Annotated in this window: 20 protein-coding genes; 14 read left to right on the top strand and 6 right to left on the bottom strand. The window is 51.9% G+C overall.

Annotation, left to right across the window (positions count from 1 at the left end):
- Positions 1 to 11 precede the first annotated feature (11 nt).
- The 4 genes from DWB63_RS06050 to DWB63_RS06065 all read right to left on the bottom strand — a co-directional run bounded on the left by DWB63_RS06050 (position 12) and on the right by DWB63_RS06065 (position 4911).
- Positions 12 to 1496, bottom strand: coding sequence for a glycosyltransferase family 39 protein (locus DWB63_RS06050; RefSeq protein WP_164879791.1), 1485 nt, complete (start codon positions 1494 to 1496; stop codon positions 12 to 14).
- 63 nt (positions 1497 to 1559) lie between these two features.
- Positions 1560 to 2324 carry a class I SAM-dependent methyltransferase gene (locus DWB63_RS06055; protein ID WP_128327923.1) on the bottom strand — a complete coding sequence of 255 codons (765 nt, stop codon included), beginning with the start codon at positions 2322 to 2324 and terminating at the stop codon, positions 1560 to 1562.
- A 63-nt stretch (positions 2325 to 2387) separates the two neighbouring features.
- On the bottom strand, positions 2388 to 3833 hold the full coding sequence (locus DWB63_RS06060) for a glycosyltransferase family 2 protein (RefSeq protein ID WP_164879792.1): 1446 nt from the start codon (positions 3831 to 3833) through the stop codon (positions 2388 to 2390).
- Positions 3834 to 3843: 10 nt separating this feature from the next.
- Entirely contained in the window at positions 3844 to 4911 is a 1068-nt protein-coding gene (locus tag DWB63_RS06065) for an NAD-dependent epimerase/dehydratase family protein (RefSeq protein ID WP_128327925.1), read from the bottom strand.
- A 437-nt stretch (positions 4912 to 5348) separates the two neighbouring features.
- Here DWB63_RS06065 and DWB63_RS06070 point away from each other — a divergent pair, with 437 nt between their 5' ends.
- The 14 genes from DWB63_RS06070 (at position 5349) to DWB63_RS06135 (ending at position 19499) form a co-directional block, all read left to right on the top strand.
- A complete protein-coding gene (locus DWB63_RS06070) occupies positions 5349 to 6875 on the top strand; it encodes a PfkB family carbohydrate kinase (protein WP_128327926.1) in 1527 nt (508 codons plus the stop codon).
- A gap of 1 nt (position 6876) precedes the next feature.
- Positions 6877 to 7833, top strand: a complete 957-nt coding sequence (locus tag DWB63_RS06075; protein ID WP_128327927.1) for a hypothetical protein — start codon at positions 6877 to 6879, stop codon at positions 7831 to 7833.
- 51 nt (positions 7834 to 7884) lie between these two features.
- Entirely contained in the window at positions 7885 to 8445 is a 561-nt protein-coding gene (locus tag DWB63_RS06080) for an SIS domain-containing protein (RefSeq protein ID WP_128327928.1), read from the top strand.
- A gap of 222 nt (positions 8446 to 8667) precedes the next feature.
- The gene (locus tag DWB63_RS06085; protein ID WP_128327929.1) at positions 8668 to 9666 is read left to right on the top strand and encodes an SDR family oxidoreductase; all 999 of its coding nucleotides are present in this window, start codon (positions 8668 to 8670) and stop codon (positions 9664 to 9666) included.
- Positions 9667 to 9675: 9 nt separating this feature from the next.
- A complete protein-coding gene (locus DWB63_RS06090; protein ID WP_128327930.1) occupies positions 9676 to 10524 on the top strand; it encodes a transketolase in 849 nt (282 codons plus the stop codon).
- 3 nt (positions 10525 to 10527) lie between these two features.
- Positions 10528 to 11454 (top strand): transketolase C-terminal domain-containing protein, encoded by a 927-nt coding sequence (locus DWB63_RS06095; protein WP_128327931.1) that lies wholly within the window; start codon positions 10528 to 10530, stop codon positions 11452 to 11454.
- 129 nt (positions 11455 to 11583) lie between these two features.
- On the top strand, positions 11584 to 13092 hold the full coding sequence (locus DWB63_RS06100; protein ID WP_164879793.1) for an aminoglycoside phosphotransferase family protein: 1509 nt from the start codon (positions 11584 to 11586) through the stop codon (positions 13090 to 13092).
- A gap of 5 nt (positions 13093 to 13097) precedes the next feature.
- Entirely contained in the window at positions 13098 to 13757 is a 660-nt protein-coding gene (locus DWB63_RS06105; RefSeq protein WP_128327933.1) for a class I SAM-dependent methyltransferase, read from the top strand.
- A gap of 9 nt (positions 13758 to 13766) precedes the next feature.
- Positions 13767 to 14837 carry a radical SAM protein gene (locus DWB63_RS06110; RefSeq protein ID WP_128327934.1) on the top strand — a complete coding sequence of 357 codons (1071 nt, stop codon included), beginning with the start codon at positions 13767 to 13769 and terminating at the stop codon, positions 14835 to 14837.
- Between the two features lie 21 nt (positions 14838 to 14858).
- Positions 14859 to 16076 (top strand): class I SAM-dependent methyltransferase, encoded by a 1218-nt coding sequence (locus DWB63_RS06115; protein ID WP_128327935.1) that lies wholly within the window; start codon positions 14859 to 14861, stop codon positions 16074 to 16076.
- Positions 16073 to 16600 (top strand): WbuC family cupin fold metalloprotein, encoded by a 528-nt coding sequence (locus DWB63_RS06120; RefSeq protein ID WP_128327936.1) that lies wholly within the window; start codon positions 16073 to 16075, stop codon positions 16598 to 16600. Before DWB63_RS06115 ends, DWB63_RS06120 begins: the two co-directional genes overlap by 4 nt.
- Positions 16597 to 17373, top strand: coding sequence for an SDR family oxidoreductase (locus DWB63_RS06125; RefSeq protein ID WP_128327937.1), 777 nt, complete (start codon positions 16597 to 16599; stop codon positions 17371 to 17373). Before DWB63_RS06120 ends, DWB63_RS06125 begins: the two co-directional genes overlap by 4 nt.
- Positions 17373 to 18626: a class I SAM-dependent methyltransferase gene (locus tag DWB63_RS06130; RefSeq protein WP_128327938.1), complete on the top strand. Its 1254-nt coding sequence runs from the start codon at positions 17373 to 17375 to the stop codon at positions 18624 to 18626. Before DWB63_RS06125 ends, DWB63_RS06130 begins: the two co-directional genes overlap by 1 nt.
- A 3-nt stretch (positions 18627 to 18629) precedes the next feature.
- On the top strand, positions 18630 to 19499 hold the full coding sequence (locus DWB63_RS06135) for an NAD-dependent epimerase/dehydratase family protein (RefSeq protein ID WP_128327939.1): 870 nt from the start codon (positions 18630 to 18632) through the stop codon (positions 19497 to 19499).
- A gap of 3 nt (positions 19500 to 19502) precedes the next feature.
- On the opposite strand, the gene DWB63_RS06140 is transcribed toward DWB63_RS06135, so the two are convergent.
- Together DWB63_RS06140 and DWB63_RS06145 are read right to left on the bottom strand one after the other, a co-directional pair.
- Positions 19503 to 20636, bottom strand: coding sequence for a class I SAM-dependent methyltransferase (locus tag DWB63_RS06140; RefSeq protein ID WP_128327940.1), 1134 nt, complete (start codon positions 20634 to 20636; stop codon positions 19503 to 19505).
- A gap of 20 nt (positions 20637 to 20656) precedes the next feature.
- Positions 20657 to 21847 (bottom strand): TIGR04372 family glycosyltransferase, encoded by a 1191-nt coding sequence (locus tag DWB63_RS06145; RefSeq protein ID WP_128327941.1) that lies wholly within the window; start codon positions 21845 to 21847, stop codon positions 20657 to 20659.
- Positions 21848 to 21859 lie beyond the last annotated feature (12 nt).

Genomic DNA, 21859 nt, shown 5'->3' on the forward strand with positions numbered 1-21859 from the left:
AATTATATTGGTTATCGAGTGATGGGATATGCTGCGTGGTTTCTTGTTCCGAAAACACTCTCTGCAGCGGGTTGCTCTGCATTCCCGTTTGTGGATGGAAGTATGTATACATACTTGTCCACGCGGACAAGCGGTCTGTCATGGTATTCCTTGAATCTGTTGACATCACTCAGGAACAGGGAGGCTATTCGCTGTTGGTTGCGCCTCATGTCAAGATTGATTTCTTTGTCCTTACGATTTCTTCTTTTCTTTTCCCCGGTAAACACTTCGATAAGTACTTTTTCGATGAAATTGGGTTGCCATGGTTCATAGACCATGCGGATAGGCTGATCCGCATCCAGGGTCGGTTTCAGTATGGCATAATCGCGCGATACTTGAATCAGAGTGTTGGTCGGGGGGATTTTCATGATACTGAAAATGGTGAATGCTGCAAAGAGGATGCTGATCAAGGCAACGCCGATACGGGGGCGACGGTCTTTGAGTTTGAGGAGAAACCACATGAGTAGCAGGATTCCGTATGGGGAGTAGATCGGCCATTTGCGGGAGCCGAAGGGCATGGCCAGTTTTATGGGCAATATGCTCGACACCATGTAGAGCATCAGGAATACGCCAATGAAATACAGCGCGGCGATTCCCCAGAGTCGTTTGTCCTTTTCCCTGAAGGCGAATAATCCAGCCCCGAATGTCAGGATTGCTACAGGGAGTAATCCTTTTATCTTGATGAGATCGCTGAACTGCATCAGGTATTTCTTCAAGGGAATAAAGAGGTCGTTCTGGTTGCCGTATGAAGAGGCGAAAAGCAGGCCGAGACGTCCCTTGGGGTTGCCTGAATCCCACCAGAACCAGCCCCATTCCGCAAAGCACAGGCCAGCGGCAACAGCTGTGAAAATCAGAACTGCGCGGAAGTTTCTTGTTGGCAGCCAGATGAGCATAACGGCTCCGGGGTAACTGTAAATCATGGTCACCCGCGCTCCCCAGCCAAGGAAGAAAACAATACCGGCGAGCACGAGGGTCGATGTTGAACGGGTCTCAATCCAGCAGAGGATGAGCCAGACCATGATCGCTATATAGGCCATTTCGAAGACACCGGGCCAGAGTTGGCTGCCCGAGCGTGCCATGAGAGGGAGTAGCACTGTCAGGAGGGCGCTACTGAGGCCGAGCCTGGGACCTTGGAGACGTTCCCCTATCAGGTAGATAAATACCGCGCCGATTGAAGAGAAAAGGATTGGCAGGATCGCAGAGACGGCCGGGTGCGGGCCGAATAGTTTTATCAGACCGGCAAGTGGCAGAACAATGACCCAACGCATGGAGTGATTGTACCAATGCGTGACTCCAAGCCCTTCTGCTATGCGGTGTGCCTGCATCCATCGTTCGGCATTGTCACCGCCCAGGTCAAGGTACTCGAGCGTCATGATTCGAACTACGACGCTGAAGAGGAAGAGGAGCATGAGCGCCAGAGAGCGGTTATTTTCAACCCAGTCCATGAATCTAGTCATTTTTTCCTCCGGCTGTATCTGCTTCGATTGCGACATGCAGATGGATCGGCTAGGTGCGGTATTTTATTTCTCGGCAACAATGAGGAGCGATCCGGAAAACTGGCGCAGAACAGGTGTGTGTTCTATGCATTTACCTAGGCTTGATACGAAACCGATCAGTGATTCTGGTGTCGCGGGGTGGAGCCAGTCAAAAGGGGTTATATCGATTTTGTTGAAGCCGACCCCCTGGAGCGTTTTTTTCAGGGATGAATGGACAAAGGCGGTTTCATTTTCCGAAATATGGGAAAACAGGTGCCGGAACCTTCGTTCTATAAAAATTTGGGGGTTGAGCATGTTCGGTTCAGCAAAAGCGATCTTGCCACCAGGCTTGAGCAACTCATGAATTTTCGGGAAAGCCTGTTCTATTTCAAGATGGTGGAGAATTGATGAGCCGATGATGGCGTCAAATGCTCCATCCGTGCCGCATTCCTCGAAAGGAGAGCAGATAAAACAGACTTCTGCCTTTCCGAAATCGCGTTTTTTAGCTTTTTCCAGCAGATGAGGCGACAGGTCGCATGCAAGAATATCTGCACCGTATTTGGCGAATTTTTCAGTGAAGTTGCCTGTGCCGCAGCCGATTTCAAGTACTCTCATGCCTTTGGCCAAGCCGGCACCTTCTGCAATGAGCTGCGCACGTCTTTCAGCACGTATTTTTCCGGCCAGGCTTCCCCATCCCCAAATGGCTTCACTTTCGCCTTGGGCTATTTTTTCCCCATGCGCGATTTCGTTCTTCTTCCGAACCTCGAAATCGGTTTTGCTTGATGTTCGAGACTGTGTGTTTTTATTCATCGGGGAAAACCTGTCTGCAATCGCTTGTTGATGGCTTGCATCGGTTGATACGGATTTGGGAATCTATTTGAATTTTCTGAATGCCGCCATACACATGCGCAGCATGACCAGGGCGTTTTTCAGCCTGCCGGTCATCTTGGTTTCGCCGTGGACGCGCTCCATGTATCGCACGGGCAGGTCCTGGTGCTTGAGTCCGAGCCGGGCCGCACCGAAGATGAGCTCGTAATCGCCCCATCGGTCGTTGATGCCCCAACTGCCGAGCAGGTTCCTCAGCCGCAGCCAGTCTTTGCGCCACAGCACTTTGGTGCCGCACAGCGTGTCGGTGACGGATTGGCTCAGGATGTACGAGAAGAGCATGCTGAACGCCTTGTTGCCGAAGATATTGGCGAGGCGCATGGCCTCGTCGCGCATGGGATAGATCGAGCGGGTGCCGTTGATGAATTCGCCCTTGTTGGTTGCCATGGCATTGTAGAATTTGGGCAGGTCTTCGGGCGGTACGGTCAGGTCGCCGTCCAGAATCATGACGATGTCCTGTGTGGCCGCGTTGAAGCCGGTCCAGACGTTTTCAGCCTTGCATATGCCAGGGCCGTTCACGAGCTTGATGTCCTTGTCCGGATGTTCTTTCTGCATACGTCTGACCACGTCCGGGGTGCCGTCGGTGGAGTTGTCGTCGCAGAAGATCAGTTCGGTGTGCTTGCCCATCTTCGGCGTGCGCAGGACAGCGGCTTCAATGTTGTCTGCCTCGTCCTTGCACGGAACGATCACGGAAACGCCGAAGTCCTCCACGCTTTTGGCCGGGAGCGGACGGGCCACCATGATATTCATGAGGCAAAGATGGTTGATGAGCGGCAGCCCTGCAACGTATTTGTTGATCAGTTCTGAAACGACCGGGACCTTGTAGGGGAGAAGAATTTTGCGGGTGTGCTGGGTTGCCTCGAAACCGGCCAGGGTGACGAGTTGCTCGATGTGTGCCTTGGACAGCCAGTTCTGCGGCGTGCTCGGCCGCTTCATGTTCCATTTCTCGGCGGCCTTGAGCAGCGGTTTCCAGATGAAATTATACCAGGTGATGATGATGCGTGTCTCGGCATGGCAGGCCGGATGAAGCTTCTCCATGGCGGTCTGCACGTCGAACATGTTGTTCACTGCATCCACAATGAGGATGTAGTCAAACTGCTCTTCCGCTTCGAATGCTTCGGGTACGCACTCATGGAATGTATACTCCGGGCGGGCCTTGCGGGCCACGTCCACGAGTTGCGGTGCGGATTCAATGCCCACACCGTATGCGGGTTCGGTCCAAGTCAGATACTGTCCGGCATCGGCGTTCACCGCCAGCACGCGCTTGCCGGGTTCGACATAAAACGCGACGAGTTGGCGGAGCTTTTCATAGAAATAGCCTTTGCGCCCGGACAAGTCGTTGACGCGCTCTTTGGCACGGGCGTCGTAAACGTCGATGTATTCCTGTCTGTGGTCGGTCCTGCATTGCTCGTACAAGTCGAATATACTGGTCATGCCGGTGTCCTTATTTGGCGTCCCTGGTACGCCATCCTTCGATGACTTCCTGGATGATCGCCTTGATGTCATAGGTGTATTTCCAGTCCGGGTAATGTGACTTGAATTTGCGGACGTCACTGACGTACCAGATATGGTCCCCGATCCTGTTCTCGTCGTTGTATGTGTAGTTCATCTTCTTGCCGGTGAATTCTTCACACATTCCAATGGCTTCGAGCATGGAGCAGTTGGAGTGCCTGCTGCCGCCGGCGTTGTATACTTCGCCCGGACGCGGGTTCTGGTGGAAATGCCAGAGCATGTTCACAAGGTCAGAGGAGTGGATGTTGTCGCGGACCTGTTTGCCCTTGTAGCCGAACACGGTGTAGGGCCTGCCGGTCATGCAGCAGCGGACGAGGTAGGAGAGAAAACCGTGCAGCTCTGTGCCGGAATGGCCTCCCCCGGTCAGGCAGCCCCCCCGAAACACGCCGGTGTTCATGTTGAAGTACTTTCCGTATTCCTGCACCAGCAGATCGGCTGCGGCCTTGGAAACGCCGAACAGGGAGTGGGTGCAGCCGTCGATGCTCATCTTTTCGTCAATGCCGTGTTCGGCGAATGCATGAGACGGGTCCAGTTCCCAGCGGGTCTCTTCTTCCAAAAGAGGAAGGAAATTCGGGGTGTCGCCGTAGACCTTGTTGGTGGAGGTGAAGAGGAATGCGGCCTTGGGGCAGTGTTTGCGGGTGGCTTCCAGCAGAACGAGTGTGCCGGTGGCGTTCACGGAAAAGTCGGTGATCGGTTCACGGGCAGCCCAGTCGTGGGATGGTTGTGCAGCCGTGTGGATGACCGCGCTGATATCCCCGGCGTACTTGGAAAACAGAGCGTCCACGGCAGTTTCGTCACGGATGTCGATGTTCTCATGGGAGTAGTTGGAAAAGTCGCTTTCCAGTCTGAGCTGGCTCCACTTGGTGGAGGCTTCCTCTCCGAAGAAGTATGAGCGCATGTTGTTGTCCACGCCAATCACGTCAAATCCTTTCCCAATATAGAAGCGGACCGTTTCAGCGCCGATAAGCCCGCATGAACCGGTTACAATGACTACTGCCATGAATGGTTTCTCCTCGTATTTGTTCTCTTCCGCAAAACCAGTATCTCGTTTGAAGGGGGGGCCATGCCGTCATTATGGTTTTCGAGTAGCGAAGCAGACCGGCCGTGAAAGGATGGAATAAAATTATCCTTTGTTGAGATATGGCAGGGGGCTAATGATAAATTGTAGTATTCCAAAAGGTTGTTATTTTTCGTAGGCTCATGTTTCATGTCGCCCAAAGTTGCAACAAAATTTATTCACCCATTATAAGCAAGTTGGTCAAGGGAAAAAAGGGAACGGATGGATAGGTTCGTTTGGGTTCATTGTTTCCTTTTTTCTGTTGGACCGAGTTGGCGTTTTGATTTGAGCGAGGAGGGTTCTTCATGTGGTGTCGGCTCGGCCTCTTCTTTTTAACGGTCGGAGTTGACGTGTTATTCATGAGCATATAATTGGTTCCTATGGTTATCAAAAATAAAATCACATCTATTTCCAAACTTATTGATATCGTTTCCGAACTCAAGGCCGAAGGCAAGAAGGTTGTGCACTGTCACGGCGTTTTTGATCTCTTGCACATCGGACATATCCGGTATTTCCGCCAAGCCGCTGAATGGGGTGATGTACTTGTCGTGACCGTCTCTCCCGACAGGTTTGTGGACAAGGGACCGCATCGCCCCGCGTTCGGCGAAGTACTTCGGGCCGAGGGAGTGGCCTCCCAGGACGTCGTTGACTTCGTGGCTGTCAATGAGTGGCCCACCGCCGAGGAGTTGCTGCGGAAACTGCGGCCTGACGTCTACGTCAAGGGGTCGGATTTCAAGTCCATTGACTCTGATCCGACCGGCAAGCTGCGGCTTGAAGCGGATGTCTGTGCGGAGATTGGGGCCGAGTTGAAGCTGACGCAGGATATCGTGTTCAGTTCCACCAACCTGATCAATAGGTTCATGTCTTCCTTCTCGGATGACGTGCAGGAATACCTCGACATGTTTCGGTCGCGTTATACCATCCATGATTTGGAAAGTGTGCTGGATCGGATTTCCAAGCTCAAGGTGACCGTGATCGGTGATACCATCCTGGACGACTATCAGTACTGTTCTCCGCTTGGTGCATCCTCCAAGGAGCCCGTCATGGCCTTCAGTCATACCGGTGGTGATGTGTTTGCCGGTGGCGTTCTGGCTATCGCCAACCACCTATCGAATCTGGTGGAGCGAGTGGAGATGTTTACGGTGCTCGGCGAGACTGATACTCAGGAAGAGTTCATTCGGGAAAAGCTTAATCCCAATGTCGAGCCGCATTTCGCTTATCAGGAAGATGCTCCCACATTGCGGAAGCGTCGGTATATCGAAGGCTATAGCATGGTAAAGCTCTTTGAGATTTACCATATGAACGATTCCGGCCTGGATCAGGACAGGGACGAGATAATGCGAAGCAGTCTTATGAAGGTTGCCGAGGGAAGCGATCTTGTCGTAGCCGCCGACTTTGGGCATGGGGCGATCAGCCTCAAGACACGCGAGGCTTTGACCAAGGCCAAGTATCTGGCGGTCAACACTCAGGCCAATGCGGGCAATAGGGGATATCATACCATTTCGGCCTATGGACGATGCGATTTTATCAGTTTGGCTGAGCCGGAGCTTCGCTTGGACGCCCGCGACAGGGTGACTGGAGTCATTCCTTTGACTAGTGATGTCAGAGCGCAACTTGGCGCATCCATGATAGCCGTTACACGAGGCAAAAAAGGGTCATACGTTCAGACGAGTGAAGGGGTGGGGGTTCTGGTTCCCGCCTTCGCCAACAAAGTGGTGGATAAAATCGGTTCCGGGGACGCCTTCTTTTCTGTGGCCTCCCTGGCTGCAAGTCTGGGCGATGTCTCGCCGGAAATCGTTGCCTTCCTCGGCAACGTGGCCGGAGCCATTGCCGTGGGCATTGTCGGTAATGAAAAGTCTGTGACCAAACAGGCCATAATGAAACATGTGACCTCGCTTTTGAAATAAAATGACGTTTAATAGATTCGATACATCCCGGCTGAAGGTGTTGCCCCTGGCGCAACGTCAGCATGACCTGCACATTGACGTTGTCAGGGCCCTTGAGCCGGTGGACGGCAAGCATCCGCAGCTTGCCGCTGTGGCCGCGCGCATCCGTGCGGCCAAGGAGAGTGGCGCATCGGTCATTCTGATGATGGGAGCCCATGTCATTCGAGCAGGAGTGCAGCGGTTCATCATCGACCTCATGGAGCGGGGGTATATATCCTGTCTGGCCGGCAATGGGGCATGTGTCATTCATGATTACGAGTTTGCGCTTATTGGTCAGACCACGGAGAGCGTGGCCCGATACATCCGGGATGGACAGTTCGGCCTGTGGCAGGAGACCGGGCGGATAAACGACGTAATCAACCAGGGAATCAAAGAAGACATGGGCGTTGGCGAGGCCATTGGAAAGGCGATCGCTGAGGGTGATTTTCCGCATAAGTCCACAAGTCTGTTTGCCGCAGCCCATCGGCTCGGCATCCCTTTTACGGTGCATGTCGGTATCGGTTCTGACATCGTTCACGAGCATCCCAACTGTGACGGTGCGGCGTGGGGGCAGGCCTCCTATACGGATTTTCTTTACTACACCTCTGTGCTTGAGAATATCGAGGGCGGTGTGGTCATGAACTTCGGCAGTGCCATCATGGCCCCGGAGGTCTACCTCAAGGCCCTGGCCATGGTCCGCAACGTGGCGGCCCAGGAAGGGCGGGAGATCAGGCGGTTCACCTCACTTGTATGCGATCTGCGTCAATTGCCCGCAGATATCTCTGCCGAAGCCCCCAAGGGCAGCCCGGATTATTACTTCCGACCGTGGAAAACCATGCTGATTCGTACGGTTGACGATGGTGGTGAAAGCTTCTATGTACGCGACGGGCATAGTCAGACCGTGCCGGAATTGTGGAGCTCTGTGCTAGCCAGCACCTGAAGTGCCGATGTTTGCTCATGGGGTTGTAATCACCTTATCTAGCAGGTAGTTATGAAAAATTGGACCGGATATGTGGACGAACTTGCAGCGGTGTTGAATGCTCTTGTGGTTACGGACAGCGCAGGTGTCGAGATCGATACGAATGAAGGCTTTGTTCGTCTCAAGCGGATGGTGGAAGCGTGCGGCAAGGACCGTCGGCGTGTCTATTTCGTAGGTAATGGGGCAAGCGCCTCCATGGCCAGCCATTTTTCCACTGATCTTGCCAAGATGTCCGGCGTTCCTACCGAGGTCTTTACTGACCCAGCCTTGATCACGGCCACTGGGAACGACATGGGGTACGCTGAAAGTTTTGCCTTTCCGCTCAAGCAGCGTATGGTCGAAGGTGAAGTCTTGATCGGCATCAGCAGTTCCGGCAATTCGCCCAACGTGGTCGAGGCGGGCAAGGTTGCTCGACAGCTTTCCGGTTATTTTGCGACGTTTTCCGCCATGTCGCCCGACAATGCCATTCGGGGTATGGGTGATCTGAATTTTTATATTCCCGCCAAGACTTACGGGATGGCCGAATCGGGTCATGCAGCCATGCTGCATCGTCTTGTCGATCTGTTCAAATGATGGACCGTTTTGCCTCTGAACTTGTTGTCTTTTTTCAACAAAAAATCAGAAAAATTGTTTTTTTGTTGTGTTATCCTTTGTATAAATTTTGTGCCAGTCGGGGTCAGGCTTGTCCGGATTTTACTTGGACTGTACAACTGTGCTAAAGGTCGCCCCCAGCGCATTTCAACTTTGGAATTAGTGCTGCTTAGAGGCAGCGAATACTAAATACGGAGATTATTCATGTCTGATATCAAAACCATTTTTGTTACCGGTGCCGGCGGCTACGTTGGTTCGTTGTTGGTGCCTGCTCTTCTCAATGAAGGATACGCCGTCAAGGCTCATGACATTTATTGGTACGGAGATGACGTTTTCGACGGCATCAGCGACAAGTCAAAGCTTACCGTGATCAAAGGCGATTTGCGCAATGCAGATTTGCTGAAAGAGACCATTCCCGGTGCTGATGCGGTCATTCATCTTGCTTGTATTTCCAACGATCCTTCCTATGAGCTTGACCCGGATTTGGCCAAGTCCATCAACTACGACGCCTTCCTCCCCCTGGTGGATATCGCCAAGGAATCTGGCGTGCAGCGGTTTATCTATGCCTCCAGTTCTTCCGTGTACGGCATTAAGGAAGATGCGGAAGTGACCGAAGATTTGCCGCTCGAGCCGCTGACCGATTACTCCAAGTATAAGGCAATGTGCGAGGAGTACCTGAACGCAGCCGCCTCCGACGCGTTCATCGCGACCACCATTAGACCTTCCACGGTTTGTGGTTACGCTCCGCGCTTGCGCTTGGATTTGACCGTGAACATCCTGACCAACCATGCCATCAATAACGGCAAGATCACGGTCTTTGGCGGACAGCAAAAGCGCCCCAACCTGCATATTCAGGACATGGTGGACGTCTACCTGTTCATGCTCAAGCAGGACGCGGCCAAGATCCAGAAGAAAATCTACAATGTTGGTTACGAGAACTTCAAGGTCATGGAGATCGCCGAAAAGGTGAAAGCCACACTGGGCACGGATGTGGATATCGTGGTCACTCCCACGGACGACAACCGTTCCTACCATGTCAACTCCGACAAAATCAAAAACGAGCTTGGTTTCGTACCTCAGCACACCATTGAGGATGCTATCGTCGAGTTGAAGGAAGCTTTTGAAAAGGGGCTTATTCCCAACTCCATGACGGACGACAAGTACTTCAATATCAAGCGGATGCAGAACCTGAACACCAAATAGGGACTTTACGTGAAAGATTCCATCCGGATTATTCATGAAGCCTCCATGGCCGCGCCTCTTGATGCGCGGTCCATGGAGTTGCGGCGCACGGTCGTGAACATGCTAGAGTGTGCCCAGCGTGGCCATATCGGCTCCACCATGTCGCTTATCGAGATCATGCGCGTGCTGTATGACGATATCCTGCGTTTTGACCCAGCCAACCCTGGCTGGATGGACCGTGATCGCTGCATCCTGAGCAAAGGACACGGCTGTCTGGCACAGTATGTCATACTGGCGGACAAGGGGTACTTCCCCAGGGAACGGCTGAACGAGTTCTGTGCCTGTGACGGTTTGCTCGGTGGACACCCCAGCGCCAACAAGATTCCCGGCATTGAGGTTTCCACCGGTGCGCTCGGCCACGGCTTGCCCGTAGGGCTGGGTATGGCCGTTGACGCCAAGGTCCGTGGACGCGACAATCGTGTTTTCGTGATCATGGGCGACGGCGAATGCAACGAGGGTTCTGTATGGGAAGCCGCCTTGAGCGCCGGGAAGCGCGGGTTGGATAATCTTGTTGCGATGGTGGACTACAATAAATACCAGTCCTACGGCGAGACAAGTGAAGTCCAGGAATTGGAGCCGTTTGCTGCCAAATGGGAAGCCTTCGGTTTTCATTGTATCGAAGTCAACGGACATGATGTGAATGCCCTCAGAAAAGCGTTCAGTCGTGATGTTGTTGTTCCTGGAAAACCCACTGCAATCATTTGCCATACGGTCAAAGGCAAGGGTGTCGACTTCGCCGAAAACAATCTGGCCTGGCATCACAAAAGCAAGCTCCCTGCAGACGACATCACTGCCATGCGGCAGTGCCTCGAAGGATAATCCATGCGCAAGAAATGTCTTGAAATGGTCCATGAACTCGCTCGCAAGGATGAGCGTGTCGTTTTCATAGGTTCTGATCTCGGGTTCAAAACCTTGGACGATTTCCGTGATGAATTGCCCGACCAGTTCTTTGTGGAGGGCATCAGCGAGCAGAGCGTGGTTGGCATGGCCGCAGGCATGGCCCTGGAAGGACGCATCCCCTACGTCAATACCATTGCAACCTTCATAGTCCGTCGTGCCCTGGAACAGGTGGCCATGGATCTCTGTTTGCACGATCTGCCGGTACGCCTCATCGGCAACGGCGGCGGATTGGTTTACGCGCCACTTGGTTCCACCCATCTGGCCGTGGAAGATATAGCTCTTATGCGAGCGTTGCCGAACATGACCATTGTCTGCCCGGCCGATGCCGAAGAGATGGAGCGGTTCATGGATGTGTCCGTGGATTGGCCGCATCCGATTTATATTAGGCTGGCCAAGGGATACGACCCTGTCGTTACTGATCCAGATGTGCCGTTTGTTATCGGCAAGGGGCAGATTTACGCCGAAGGTGCCGATGCGCTTCTGGTTACAACGGGCATCGGCCTTAGGATCTGTCGGGAAGCCGCAGCCTTGCTCCAGGAGAAAGGTGTCAACGCCACGGTCCTGCATCTCCCCACACTCAAGCCGTTGGATACCGAGATGCTTCTGGACTGCATTTCCAAAGTTAAGGTAGTGGTGTCCGTGGAGGAGCACACCGTCATAGGCGGACTGGGCAGCGCCGTGGGTGAAACCATGCTTGAAGCCGGATTCTGTCGTCCGTTCAAACGCGTGGGGGTGCCTGACGTGTTCCCGGATCATTACGGTACGCAGAATCAGATCATGGAACGATACGGCATCTGGCCTGAACCGCTTGTTGAAACCGTTACCGGGCTGCTCAAGGTCCAGGGATAAGCTATGCGCATCGGGGTGGACCTCGATAACACCATCATATCCTATGACGCCCTCTTTCGTCTTTTGGCGGATGAGGGCGGCTTTCTTGCAGACGATGGCATACGGAGCAAGAAAGAGGTCCGCGACACCATGTGGATTCAGGAGAATGGTCATCAAAATTGGACTGATATCCAGGCCTTGGCCTATGGCCCACGTATTGGTCAGGCAGAAGCTTTCCCCGGTGCGCTTGCCTTCTTCGAGTTCTGCCAACGGCAGGGTATTGATACCTGCATCGTGAGCCACAAGACAGAGTTTGCGGCCAGCGACCCGGACAGGACCTGCAATCTGTGTACTGCGGCCATGAGTTGGCTCGAAAAAAACAGCTTTTTTTCGGCGGCAAGTTCCCTGACTGAAGACAAGGTGTATTTCGCCTCCACTCGGCAGAAGAAGGTGGATATCATAAAGGAACTTGGCTGTGATATGTTCATCGACGATCTGATCGAGGTCTTCGTGGAACCGGGATACCCCGGGCAGACTGAACAAATCCTGTTTTTTCCTAAGGGGGTCAGGCCGGAAGCATTTACCGGCACGTTGTGTACCCACTGGGATCAGATGATCGCCAGACTTGACAGCAATGTGCTTGATCCTGCTCTTAAGCCGCTGGTTGAAGCTGCGTTGGATGTTGAAATAACCGGGGCATCGGCCATCGGTGGTGGTCGAAACAGCCGTGTATTTCGTATTGAAACGGAGCATGGTCCCTTTGCTCTCAAGCACTACCATGACCAGCATCGGTTGGATGCTGAATTTGCAGCTTTTGCCTTTTTGCAGGGACAGGGTGTGACCCTGGTGCCTGAGCCTGTAGCCTTGGACAGGGATAATCGGTTTGCTGTGTACAGTTTCCTGCAAGGGGGGGGGGTTTCAGAGGTCACAGACCAGGATATCCATGATTGCATTGCTTTCATCAAAACTCTCCGGGAATTATCCGGGGGTGTAGGCGCTGGCGGTTTTGGTCCCGCTGCGGAGGCTTTTTTCAGGCTGATTGATATTGAAAAGAATATTCGAGACCGGGTGGCGCGGTTGGCTGGTCGGGCGCGTATCTCCGAGATGGAAAGCAGGCTGGAGGCATTTCTGCAGCAAAGATTCTTGCCTGCAGTGGAAGAAATGACCGCTCGTGCGCGGGCCGTGTATGCTGATATGGGCCTGGCCGTTGATTTTGAGATTCCTGCTTCGAACTGGATTCTCAGTCCATCGGATTTCGGATTTCACAACGCCATTCGTACTGAGTCAGGCCTGGCATTCCTTGATTTCGAATACTTCGGGTGGGATGATCCGGCCAAGCTCATCTCGGATTTTCTGCTTCATCCGGGCATGGACGTATCACTTGATTTGCGTGAGTCCTTTGGCCGTGGGGTACTCGCAATCATGGATGATCCGGCCCTGGAGCGCAGGCTCGGTGTTCTGTTGCCTCTTTTCGGCCTCAAGTGGTGCATGATCCTGCTTAACGAATTTCTCAAGACTGACTTTGACCGGCGTCGGTTTGCCGGTGCTACTGATGCTCGTTCCGAAGTACTTGAAGCGCAACTTGCAAAGGCGGAGCGTATGCTCAGACGAGCTAGAGCATACGCGCAAAGTGAAATCATTTTGATCAGAAAAGGATAGTGATCATGGGTAAATGGCAAAATTTCATCACGCCGCTGCATACCAGCACTTCCAGAAAGTATCTTGACCGTATGGTGGACGAAAAGGTCCACTGCATGCTCAAGGCCAAGGAATACGAGGCCGATTACTGGGACGGTGATCGTCGTTACGGCTACGGTGGGTATCGGTACAAGGCTGGCCACTGGAAGCCGGTGGCCGAGGCCATGATCAAGGCTTACGACCTCAAGCCGGGTGCGCGAATTCTCGACGTGGGGTGTGGTAAGGCCTATCTTCTTTATGAATTGTTTCTCCTCGGCATGGAGGTGCACGGTTTTGATATCTCCAAGCACGGCCTGGCCGATTCCATGGAAGAAATTCGGGACAATCTGTTCATCCATCGTGCCCAGGCTCCCTATCCTTTTGATGACAACGAGTTTGATCTGGTTATCTCGATCACCACTTTGCACAACCTGGAGATTTTCGATTTGGAGAAAGCCCTTGGGGAAATCGAGCGGGTGGGCAAAAACCACTATATCTGTGTGGAGAGCTATCGCAACGAACTGGAACAGTTCAATCTCCAGTGCTGGGCGTTGACCTGTGAATCCTTCTTCAGTAAGCCCGAGTGGGAATGGGTTTTCAATCATTTCGGGTATACGGGCGACTACGAATTCATCTACTTCGAATAGGAGGCAATCGTGGGCAATATTTACACCCCGATGAAGATATTTCATTTCAAGGACAAGGTGGATTCCTTGCCGCAGGATAAGGATAGCATCCTTGCCCCCTTGCATATCAGGATCAAGCCCATCAATGGCTGCAATCACAAGTGTCGCTATTGCGCCTATCGCGCTGATGCTTTGCAACTGGGCAAAGACATGCGTATCTCGGATTCCATTCCCAAAGACAAGATGATGGAGATTATTGAAGATGTCATTGAAATGGGTGTCAAGGGTGTGACTTTCAGCGGCGGCGGGGAGCCTTTGTTCTATCCCCATCTGGTGGATGTCCTGCGTCGTCTGGTGGATTCACCGGTCAAGTTTGCCACACTGACCAACGGTGGGCTGCTCAAGGGCGAGGTGGCCGAGCTGTTCGCCATGCACGGCTCCTGGGTTCGTGTGTCCATGGACGGTTGGGACAACGAGAGCTATACCCGTTATCGAGGCGTGGCAGACGGCGAGTACGACACCATTCTGGCCAATATCGAAGCTTTCAAGCGGTATGATGGCCCGTGCCGTCTCGGCGTCAGTTACATCGTGGACGAAGACAATGTGAATCATATATTTGATGCTGCCAAGCGTGTCCGTGATTTCGGCGGAGACTCCGTCAAGATTTCTCCTTGTATCCTCGAGAACGAAGGCGCAAAGAATAATGCCTACCACGAGAAAATATGGGATACGGCCCGTGAACAGATCGACCGGGTCATGAGTGAACTGGCCGGTCCAGATTTTGAGGTATTTGACGCATATCATAAGCTGGATGAACGGTTCGACAAGGAATACACTTGGTGCCCATATATTCAGGTCCTGCCGGTCATCGGTGCGGACTGCAATATATACTCCTGTCAGGATAAGGCTTACAATCTGGACGAGGGACTTATTGGTTCCATCAGTGACGTGAGCTTCAAGGAATTCTGGATGAATGATAAAGCTAAGTTCTTCAAGGTCGACCCGTCCAAGGTCTGCGGCCACCATTGTGTAGCCAACTCCAAGAACAAATTGCTGCTCGATTACCTGGATGCCGACGAAGAGCATCTGGGATTCGTCTAGCCCGACTTTACGGAGAGATTTGTGAATACCTGCTGCCTGTGCAATTCTACTCGCTTGGAAACCTTGGTTCATGTATACAGCCAGCCTCTGGGCAATCGCTTTCTGCAATCACCGGATGAGGATGAGTATACCCATCCCAAGCAGTTGGCATGCTGCTTGGAATGTGGGCTGGTCCAGCTCGTGTCTCCAATTCCCGCTGAAGACATGATGCCCATATATAACTGGATTACCTACAACGAACCGGAACCTCATTTGGATAAGACCGCGGAGATTCTGTCTGCTCTGGACGGTATTGGCCCGGATTCCGTTGTTGGCGGCATCAGTTTCAAAGATGACACTACGTTGGCGCGAATGCAAAACCTCGGCATTTCAAATGTATGGCGAATCGATCCGGAACGCCATCTGGGTGTGAACCGTCCAGGTGTCGGGGTGGAAACCGTGCAAGATCGTTTGCCCAAGTTTTTGGATTCCGGTTTAGCTGAATTCAAAGAGAGCGCGGATATTCTCGTTTCCCGTCATATCGTGGAGCATTGCCATGATTTGCAGGGGTATCTGCGTGGTCTCAAGGCACTCATCAAGCCCGGTGGATATCTTTTTCTTGAAGCGCCTTGCTGTGATGAACAGTTTGAACTTCTGGATTACGCCCCCTTGTGGGAGGAGCATCTTCAGTACTACACCCCGGCTCTTTTCAAGGGGCTTTTTGATGCCTTCGGTTTTGAGCTGGTTCATTACGAACGGGTAGAGTATCCCATGGAGGACTCACTTGTCGGCGTAGGCCGTTTGATTGGCGAAGAGCATCCTTTTGCAACATCGGCTGATATCCTGGAAAAGGAAATTGCTTCGGCCCGAAAGTATGGTCGGGAGTTTGAGCAACGCAAACAGGCTTGGCAGCAGTTTCTGGCATCCTATACCGCAGAGGGAGGCAAAGTTGCCGTTTTTGGTGCGGGGCACTTGGGCTGCACGTTTACCAATCTATTCGAGTTGGGCGAGTACATCGATTTCTTCGTGGACGACAATCGGGACAAAGCGGGCCTTTACATGCCTGGCTCCCGTTTGCCTATCAAGCCCTCGCCATCGTTGACTGAAGAAGCTGTTACCCTTTCGCTGATGTGCTTTAATCCGTCTGTGGAGCAGAAGGTTATTGCCAATAATGCTGTCTTTACCAATGCCGGGGGGCGTTTTGCCTCTATTTTCCCCAAGAGCGATATAGCACTTGATCCCGAAAAGGGGTTTGCATGAAATACAAAGTACTGAGTGAAGAAGTCCTCTATTCGGAAGATAGGTATCCTTACGTGACTGGTGCGGATCTGGACACCCTTGTGGAATTGGCTGCAGAAACCAAACGTAAACGGATTCGTCTGTGTACGCATTCGGATGGAGATTCCAAGCTTCAGGAAATGTTTATTGTACATGAAAAGAGTGCCTATGTTCGACCGCATAAACACACGGATAAGGACGAGTGCCTGCACGTTCATCGAGGTCGTGCGGATATGATCTTTTTTGATGGGGAGGGAGCTGTGACGGATGTCATAGCCCTTGGCGAAATAAGTGGGCCGGATGCGTTTTCCTGCCGTGTTCCTGCGGGGGCCTATCATATGCTGATCATTCGGTCTGACGTTCTCGTTTTCTCTGAAGCCACCACTGGACCTTTTGATCGGGATAACATGATCTTTGCAGATTGGGCACCGGAAGCAGAAATGCCGGAATCATGGGAATATGTGGCCGAAATCAGTGCTCGGATTGATAAGGGGGAAACCCAGTGAGCACACATGCATTTGTCGTTGGCGGAACCCATGGGGCAGGGCGTGCCCTGGTTCGACAGCTTTCCGAACAAGGCGATATGGTTTCGGTCATAGGTCGGAGTGCGCCGCCTTTGAAGGATGCCGGAATGCCTGGTGTGAACTTCTATCAGGCCGACGTTTGTGACCTTGAACGTATGGCGGAAGTGATCGATCAGGCCGCTCAACTCGCCCTTATTCAAAAGTTGGTTTTTTTCCAACGCTTTCGGGGTGATGGTGACGACTGGGAAAAAGAGATCGCAGTCAGCCTGACGGCCACCAAGGATATCATCGATCTGATTGTGCCGCATATGCCTGAGGATGGGGACAAGTCCATCGTGGCGGTCAGTTCCATCGCCAGTCGGTTCATTGCCTCGGAGCAGCCGCTGAGCTATCATCTGGGCAAGGCAGGCATGGACCAAATTGTCCGCTATTACGCCGTGGTTCTCGGTCCTAAGGGGGTCCGGGTTAACAGCGTTTGTCCCAGCACCATGATCAAGGAAGAGTCCCAACATTTTTATGAAGCCAATAAGCCACTCACGGATTTGTATGAAAAGCTCACGCCACTGGGGCGCGTGGGCACTGCTGAGGAGTGTGCCAATGTGGTGGAATTCCTCCTTTCGCCAAAAGCTTCATTTGTTACAGGGCAGCACATGATGCTTGATGGAGGCCTATCCCTGCAATGGCCCGAGGGATTGTGCCGCGAGATTGCCGGAATCAATGTCAACGTAACCCGTAAGCCGGATATCAAAAAATAATGAAAGATTTTTACACACGTACGGATTGTCGACTCTGCCGTTCTGAAAGCCTGGAAACAGTGCTTGAAATTGGGTCCACCCCGGTGGGCGATGACTTTGTGACTGCTGAAAACAGCATCAGGCATCAGCCAACATTCCCCTTGGAATTGTCTGTCTGTCGCAATTGTGGCTTGTTGCAGCTTCCCGGTGTTATTAACCCGGAGCTTATCTATTCCGACTATCTCTATGAGACTTCCGCGTCGCTTGGATTGGAAGAGCATTTTATTAACTATGCCAAACGGATGGTGGACAAGGTTCAGCCCAAAGCTGATGCTCTTGTCGTGGACATCGGTTCCAATGTGGGGTGTTTGCTCCATGGTGTGAAGAGCCTTGGTTATTCCGTCCTTGGCATTGAGCCCGCATCTGCTCTGGCAAAGAAGGCCACGGATTCTGGTGTGGAAACCTGGCCCATGTTCTTCAACCGTGAAACCGCATGTATGATCAAGCGGGAGAAAGAACCTGCCGGAATCATCACTGCCAACAATGTTTTCGCCAATATTGACGACCTCACCGATATGATGGAGGGGATTGCCGAGTTGTTGGACCATGACGGTGTATTTGTTTTCGAGACAGGCTACATGCTCGACACGGTCCAGAATACGGTCATAGACAATGTCTACCATGAACATCTCTGCTATTTTTCGGTGTTGCCTCTTATTCCCTTCTTCTACAGCCATGGTCTGGAACTTGTGGATGTGGAACGCATTCCCACCAAGGGCGGCTCGATTCGTGGCATGGTTCAGCGTAAAGGTGGTCCGCGCGTGGTGGCTGAAAGTGTGACCGGATTGGCCAACTTGGAGCGCGAACTCGGTTTTGAGGGTATGGCACCCTTCAGTAATTTCGTGAAACGTGTAGAAGAAATGAAACGTGAACTCCTTGCTCTCATCGACGACCTCAGGGCACAGGGCAAGACCGTGGCGGGCTATGGCGCGTCCGTTGGGGTGACCACCATGCTCTACTATCTCGATCTGAAAGATCGCCTGGATTGTCTGTACGATGATAATCCTGTCAAATTTGGAACTTTTAGTCCGGGTCTTCATATACCGGTGCATGACTCATCCAAGATTTACGAACATAGGCCCGACTACATTCTAAACATAGCATGGCGTTACGCCAATCCGATCATGAACCGTCATGAAGCTTATCTGGAGAACGGCGGTCAGTTCATTTCCATGCTGCCGGTCGTGTCCATTATCAACAGGGAAGACAGGTAAGTCGTGTCTATTCGCAAGATTCTGGTCCTTGGTCATTCCGGTTTTATTGGTCAGTCTCTGGTCGCGAACCTCAGGAAACAGAATCCAGAGGTGGAAACCGTGGGGTATTCCGCCCCGGATATTGATTATGAAAAGAAAGAGGATTGGGAAAAGATTGCCACGCAGTTTGGCAGTGATGTGGCCGTAATATTTTTAGCCGCAGTGAAACGACAGGAAGGCGACAATCTGGCATCTTTCCAGCGGAATATGTCCATGATTCATAACCTGGCTGAGGCCGTGGAGACCACCCCTGTTGGCAAGCTCATCTATTTTAGCTCCGGCGCGGTGTATGGTGAGGATGTGCAGCATCCGATCATGACCGAAGACACCCCGGTGCAACCGACTTCCTTCTATGGCATTTGCAAGTTCACAGCCGAGCGAATTCTGCGCAAGGTCTGCCCGGAAGGGACGCTGGTCTGTTTCCGTCCGCCCACAGCCTATGGAGGAGGGGATCTGCCCCAATACGGCCCGTCCGGGTTTGTCTACAAGGCCATTCGCAATGAAGCCATCACCTTGTGGGGCGATGGCACAGAGAAACGGGAATTCATCTACATCGATGATCTGGTGGAGTTGACCCGTCGTGCGGTTTTCGATGCATTCAGTGGCGTACTGAATATTTGCGCTGGGATCAGTTACACTTTCCAGAACGTGCTTAAGGAAGTGGAGCAACTACCTTCCGGCCTGCCGGAAATTGATCAGCGAGAGCGTACCAAAGACAAAGTGGATAATGACTACGACAACAGCCTACTGCGCCGGGTGTTCCCAGACTTCAGGTTCACCCCCCTGTCCGAAGGCATCAAATTGACATACGAAGTCATGCGCAAACGCATTTAAAGATTATTTTCTGATAAAGCAGAGATATTGCTGTCCCCGGCCAAAGAACGGGGCAAATTTCGACAGGGTTGGGAATGTACCGCTTGCAAGATATTCCCCGACTCCAGCATTGAAGTCTGCCAGACTGGCCGCTGTTTCCATGGAGAAAGCGGCCACTTCTTTTTCAAGCTTTGTCAGCTGTGCGCGAATGGTCTCCAGCAGGCTTGCTTTCTTGGTTTTCTCAAACGCTAATTCTGTTTTGGTAATCTCTTCGACCAGCTCTACAATCCGCATGTTGTCGGCTTCATTTCTGGCTGGGAACAGGTATCGGTAGTCCATAAAGTTGTGGATGTTTTCCCTGAACGACCGGATGCCCATTTGATTGTTGGAAAGCGAGCGGATGGGGACTTCCTTGTACCACGTCCAATCAAGCAGGAAACGGGGCGAGGATCCGTGGACATCGAATTCGTCATCCAAAGTCTTGATGGCGGTTTCGATAGAGAAAAAGTCGCCGATGAACGGCTGGAGAACTTGGTCAAGAATCCAGTCTTCATGGGGACGGGACATGCCTGCCAAGGACTCAAGGTCTTTCTTGAACACGGGCAGGAGCTGAGAGACCTGTTCCTTGATGTGTAATTTCTGATCTACAATAATGTTGGCTTGAAGTCTTCGAAGGGATTCGGCTAGGGCAGAGACTTCATCAATGCAAGTAATGATCAGGATGCCACCTGGCGCCACGAACCGGGCCACTTGCCTGAGGATACCTGCCGGATCGATTTGCCAAGGGATGGCCCCCTCGCACATAACCATGTCAAAACGCATATCCGTATCAAAATTCTCGATCAGGTCTTCTCGTACTACAATTTTTCCTGCGCATCCAGACAAGCGTTCCTGCGTTTGAGCCAAGCCGGTGGGATTGGCGTCCACCAGCATATACAACTTTGGGTCTAAACTTGCTGTATAAAGCGCATTGTGGCCGCTGCCCGGTCCAAACTCCAGGACACTCTTTCCTTTAACAAAGCTTGGAATAAGGCCCATATGGCGATACAAGGCTTCGCGGCGTGCGTAATGAGCCTGCATGTCAGTCAGGTCTTGAGACACCGGAGATATGTTGTGTTCTCCGTAGAAATCGAGAAATGCTCTTTTGGGGTCAGACATATTTGTAGTATAATCTCGGCTTATTCAAGCCAGTTGGGATGTTGTTTTAGGAAGTCTGTGCCGATGCGTCCAAGATAAGGAAGTCTACCTGTTTTTTCAAAGGTGGACCAAAACTGTTTCTGCATTTTTTCATCTTCAGCCGTATCGGTCCATGAGCCGTCGAGTCTGGCAACCATTTCCCTGGTGGCGTCCAGGATTTCGTCATGGGTATTGTCATGAATGACAATACCGAGGGGCGTCAGTTCTCTTGGAGTGCACATAAAGCCGATTTGATCAAGTAATTCGCTCATCTTCAGATAGCGTTCCTCTTTTACGTGCCAGTACTTTTTGGGAATAAAAAGTGAACCTGGCTTGAAAAGGGGGACAGCGCTTACCGGGAGGAAATTGACATACAGAACAGGGAGTCTGAAGCAACAAGAGGCGATGGAGTCAAGACCTGTTCCCGTGCTGAAAAAGAAACTGCATTTTGCAGATAGGTATATATCAAGTAATTCGGATCGCTTACCTGACAAACTGTAATCCAGTATTTGGGGGTGCTTTGTTTTCAACTTTTGGCTGACAACGCTGCCCATGCGGATCACTTTGTAGCTGCTCGCAAGGTATTCCATGGCTGGAATGAAGGTGTCGATGTCAACATTTCGGTAATTGTCCATATCAGTAGGTTCATTGATATGAACTAAATAAGAGTTGTCACGGGCAAGGACAGGAACAAAAGGTTTGTTTGTATCTATCCCCAGTTCTTTGCACTGGCATTCTGCTTCATCGATTTCATCCTGGGTGAAGAAAAGGTGCTGCTTAGTTCGTTGTGTATTTTTTTCAGTGTCATATCCCGTGATCCGGTGCAATTCCATTGAACTGACACCGAGTCCTCCCAGCTTGTGGCAAATATCAAATAGGGGGAGAAACCAGTTGTTGATGGGGAGAACCCGTTTTTGCATCTCCAAAAGGACGCTGTTGCTCGGGTGATCACGATGAATAAAGACTCTAAATTCTTTAGGGTATAAACCGAGATCTATGGCGCAACAGATTTCTTCTTGGTTTCCGGCCATTTGTCCGACACGTTCTACTCGTAGCGCATATATTTTGAAAGGGATTGGAGAGATCTTGTTGTAAAGCGCAAGCAGTAGGGCGACCGGCAGCAGGAATGGCCAGAAAAGTATCCTATAGGGCCGAAGATCGATACGGTAATCAGGTTGAGGCTGTGAAGCCATTCTGCGTCTCTC

The sequence above is a fragment of the Pseudodesulfovibrio sp. S3 genome (assembly GCF_004025585.1).
GTDB lineage: Bacteria > Desulfobacterota > Desulfovibrionia > Desulfovibrionales > Desulfovibrionaceae > Pseudodesulfovibrio.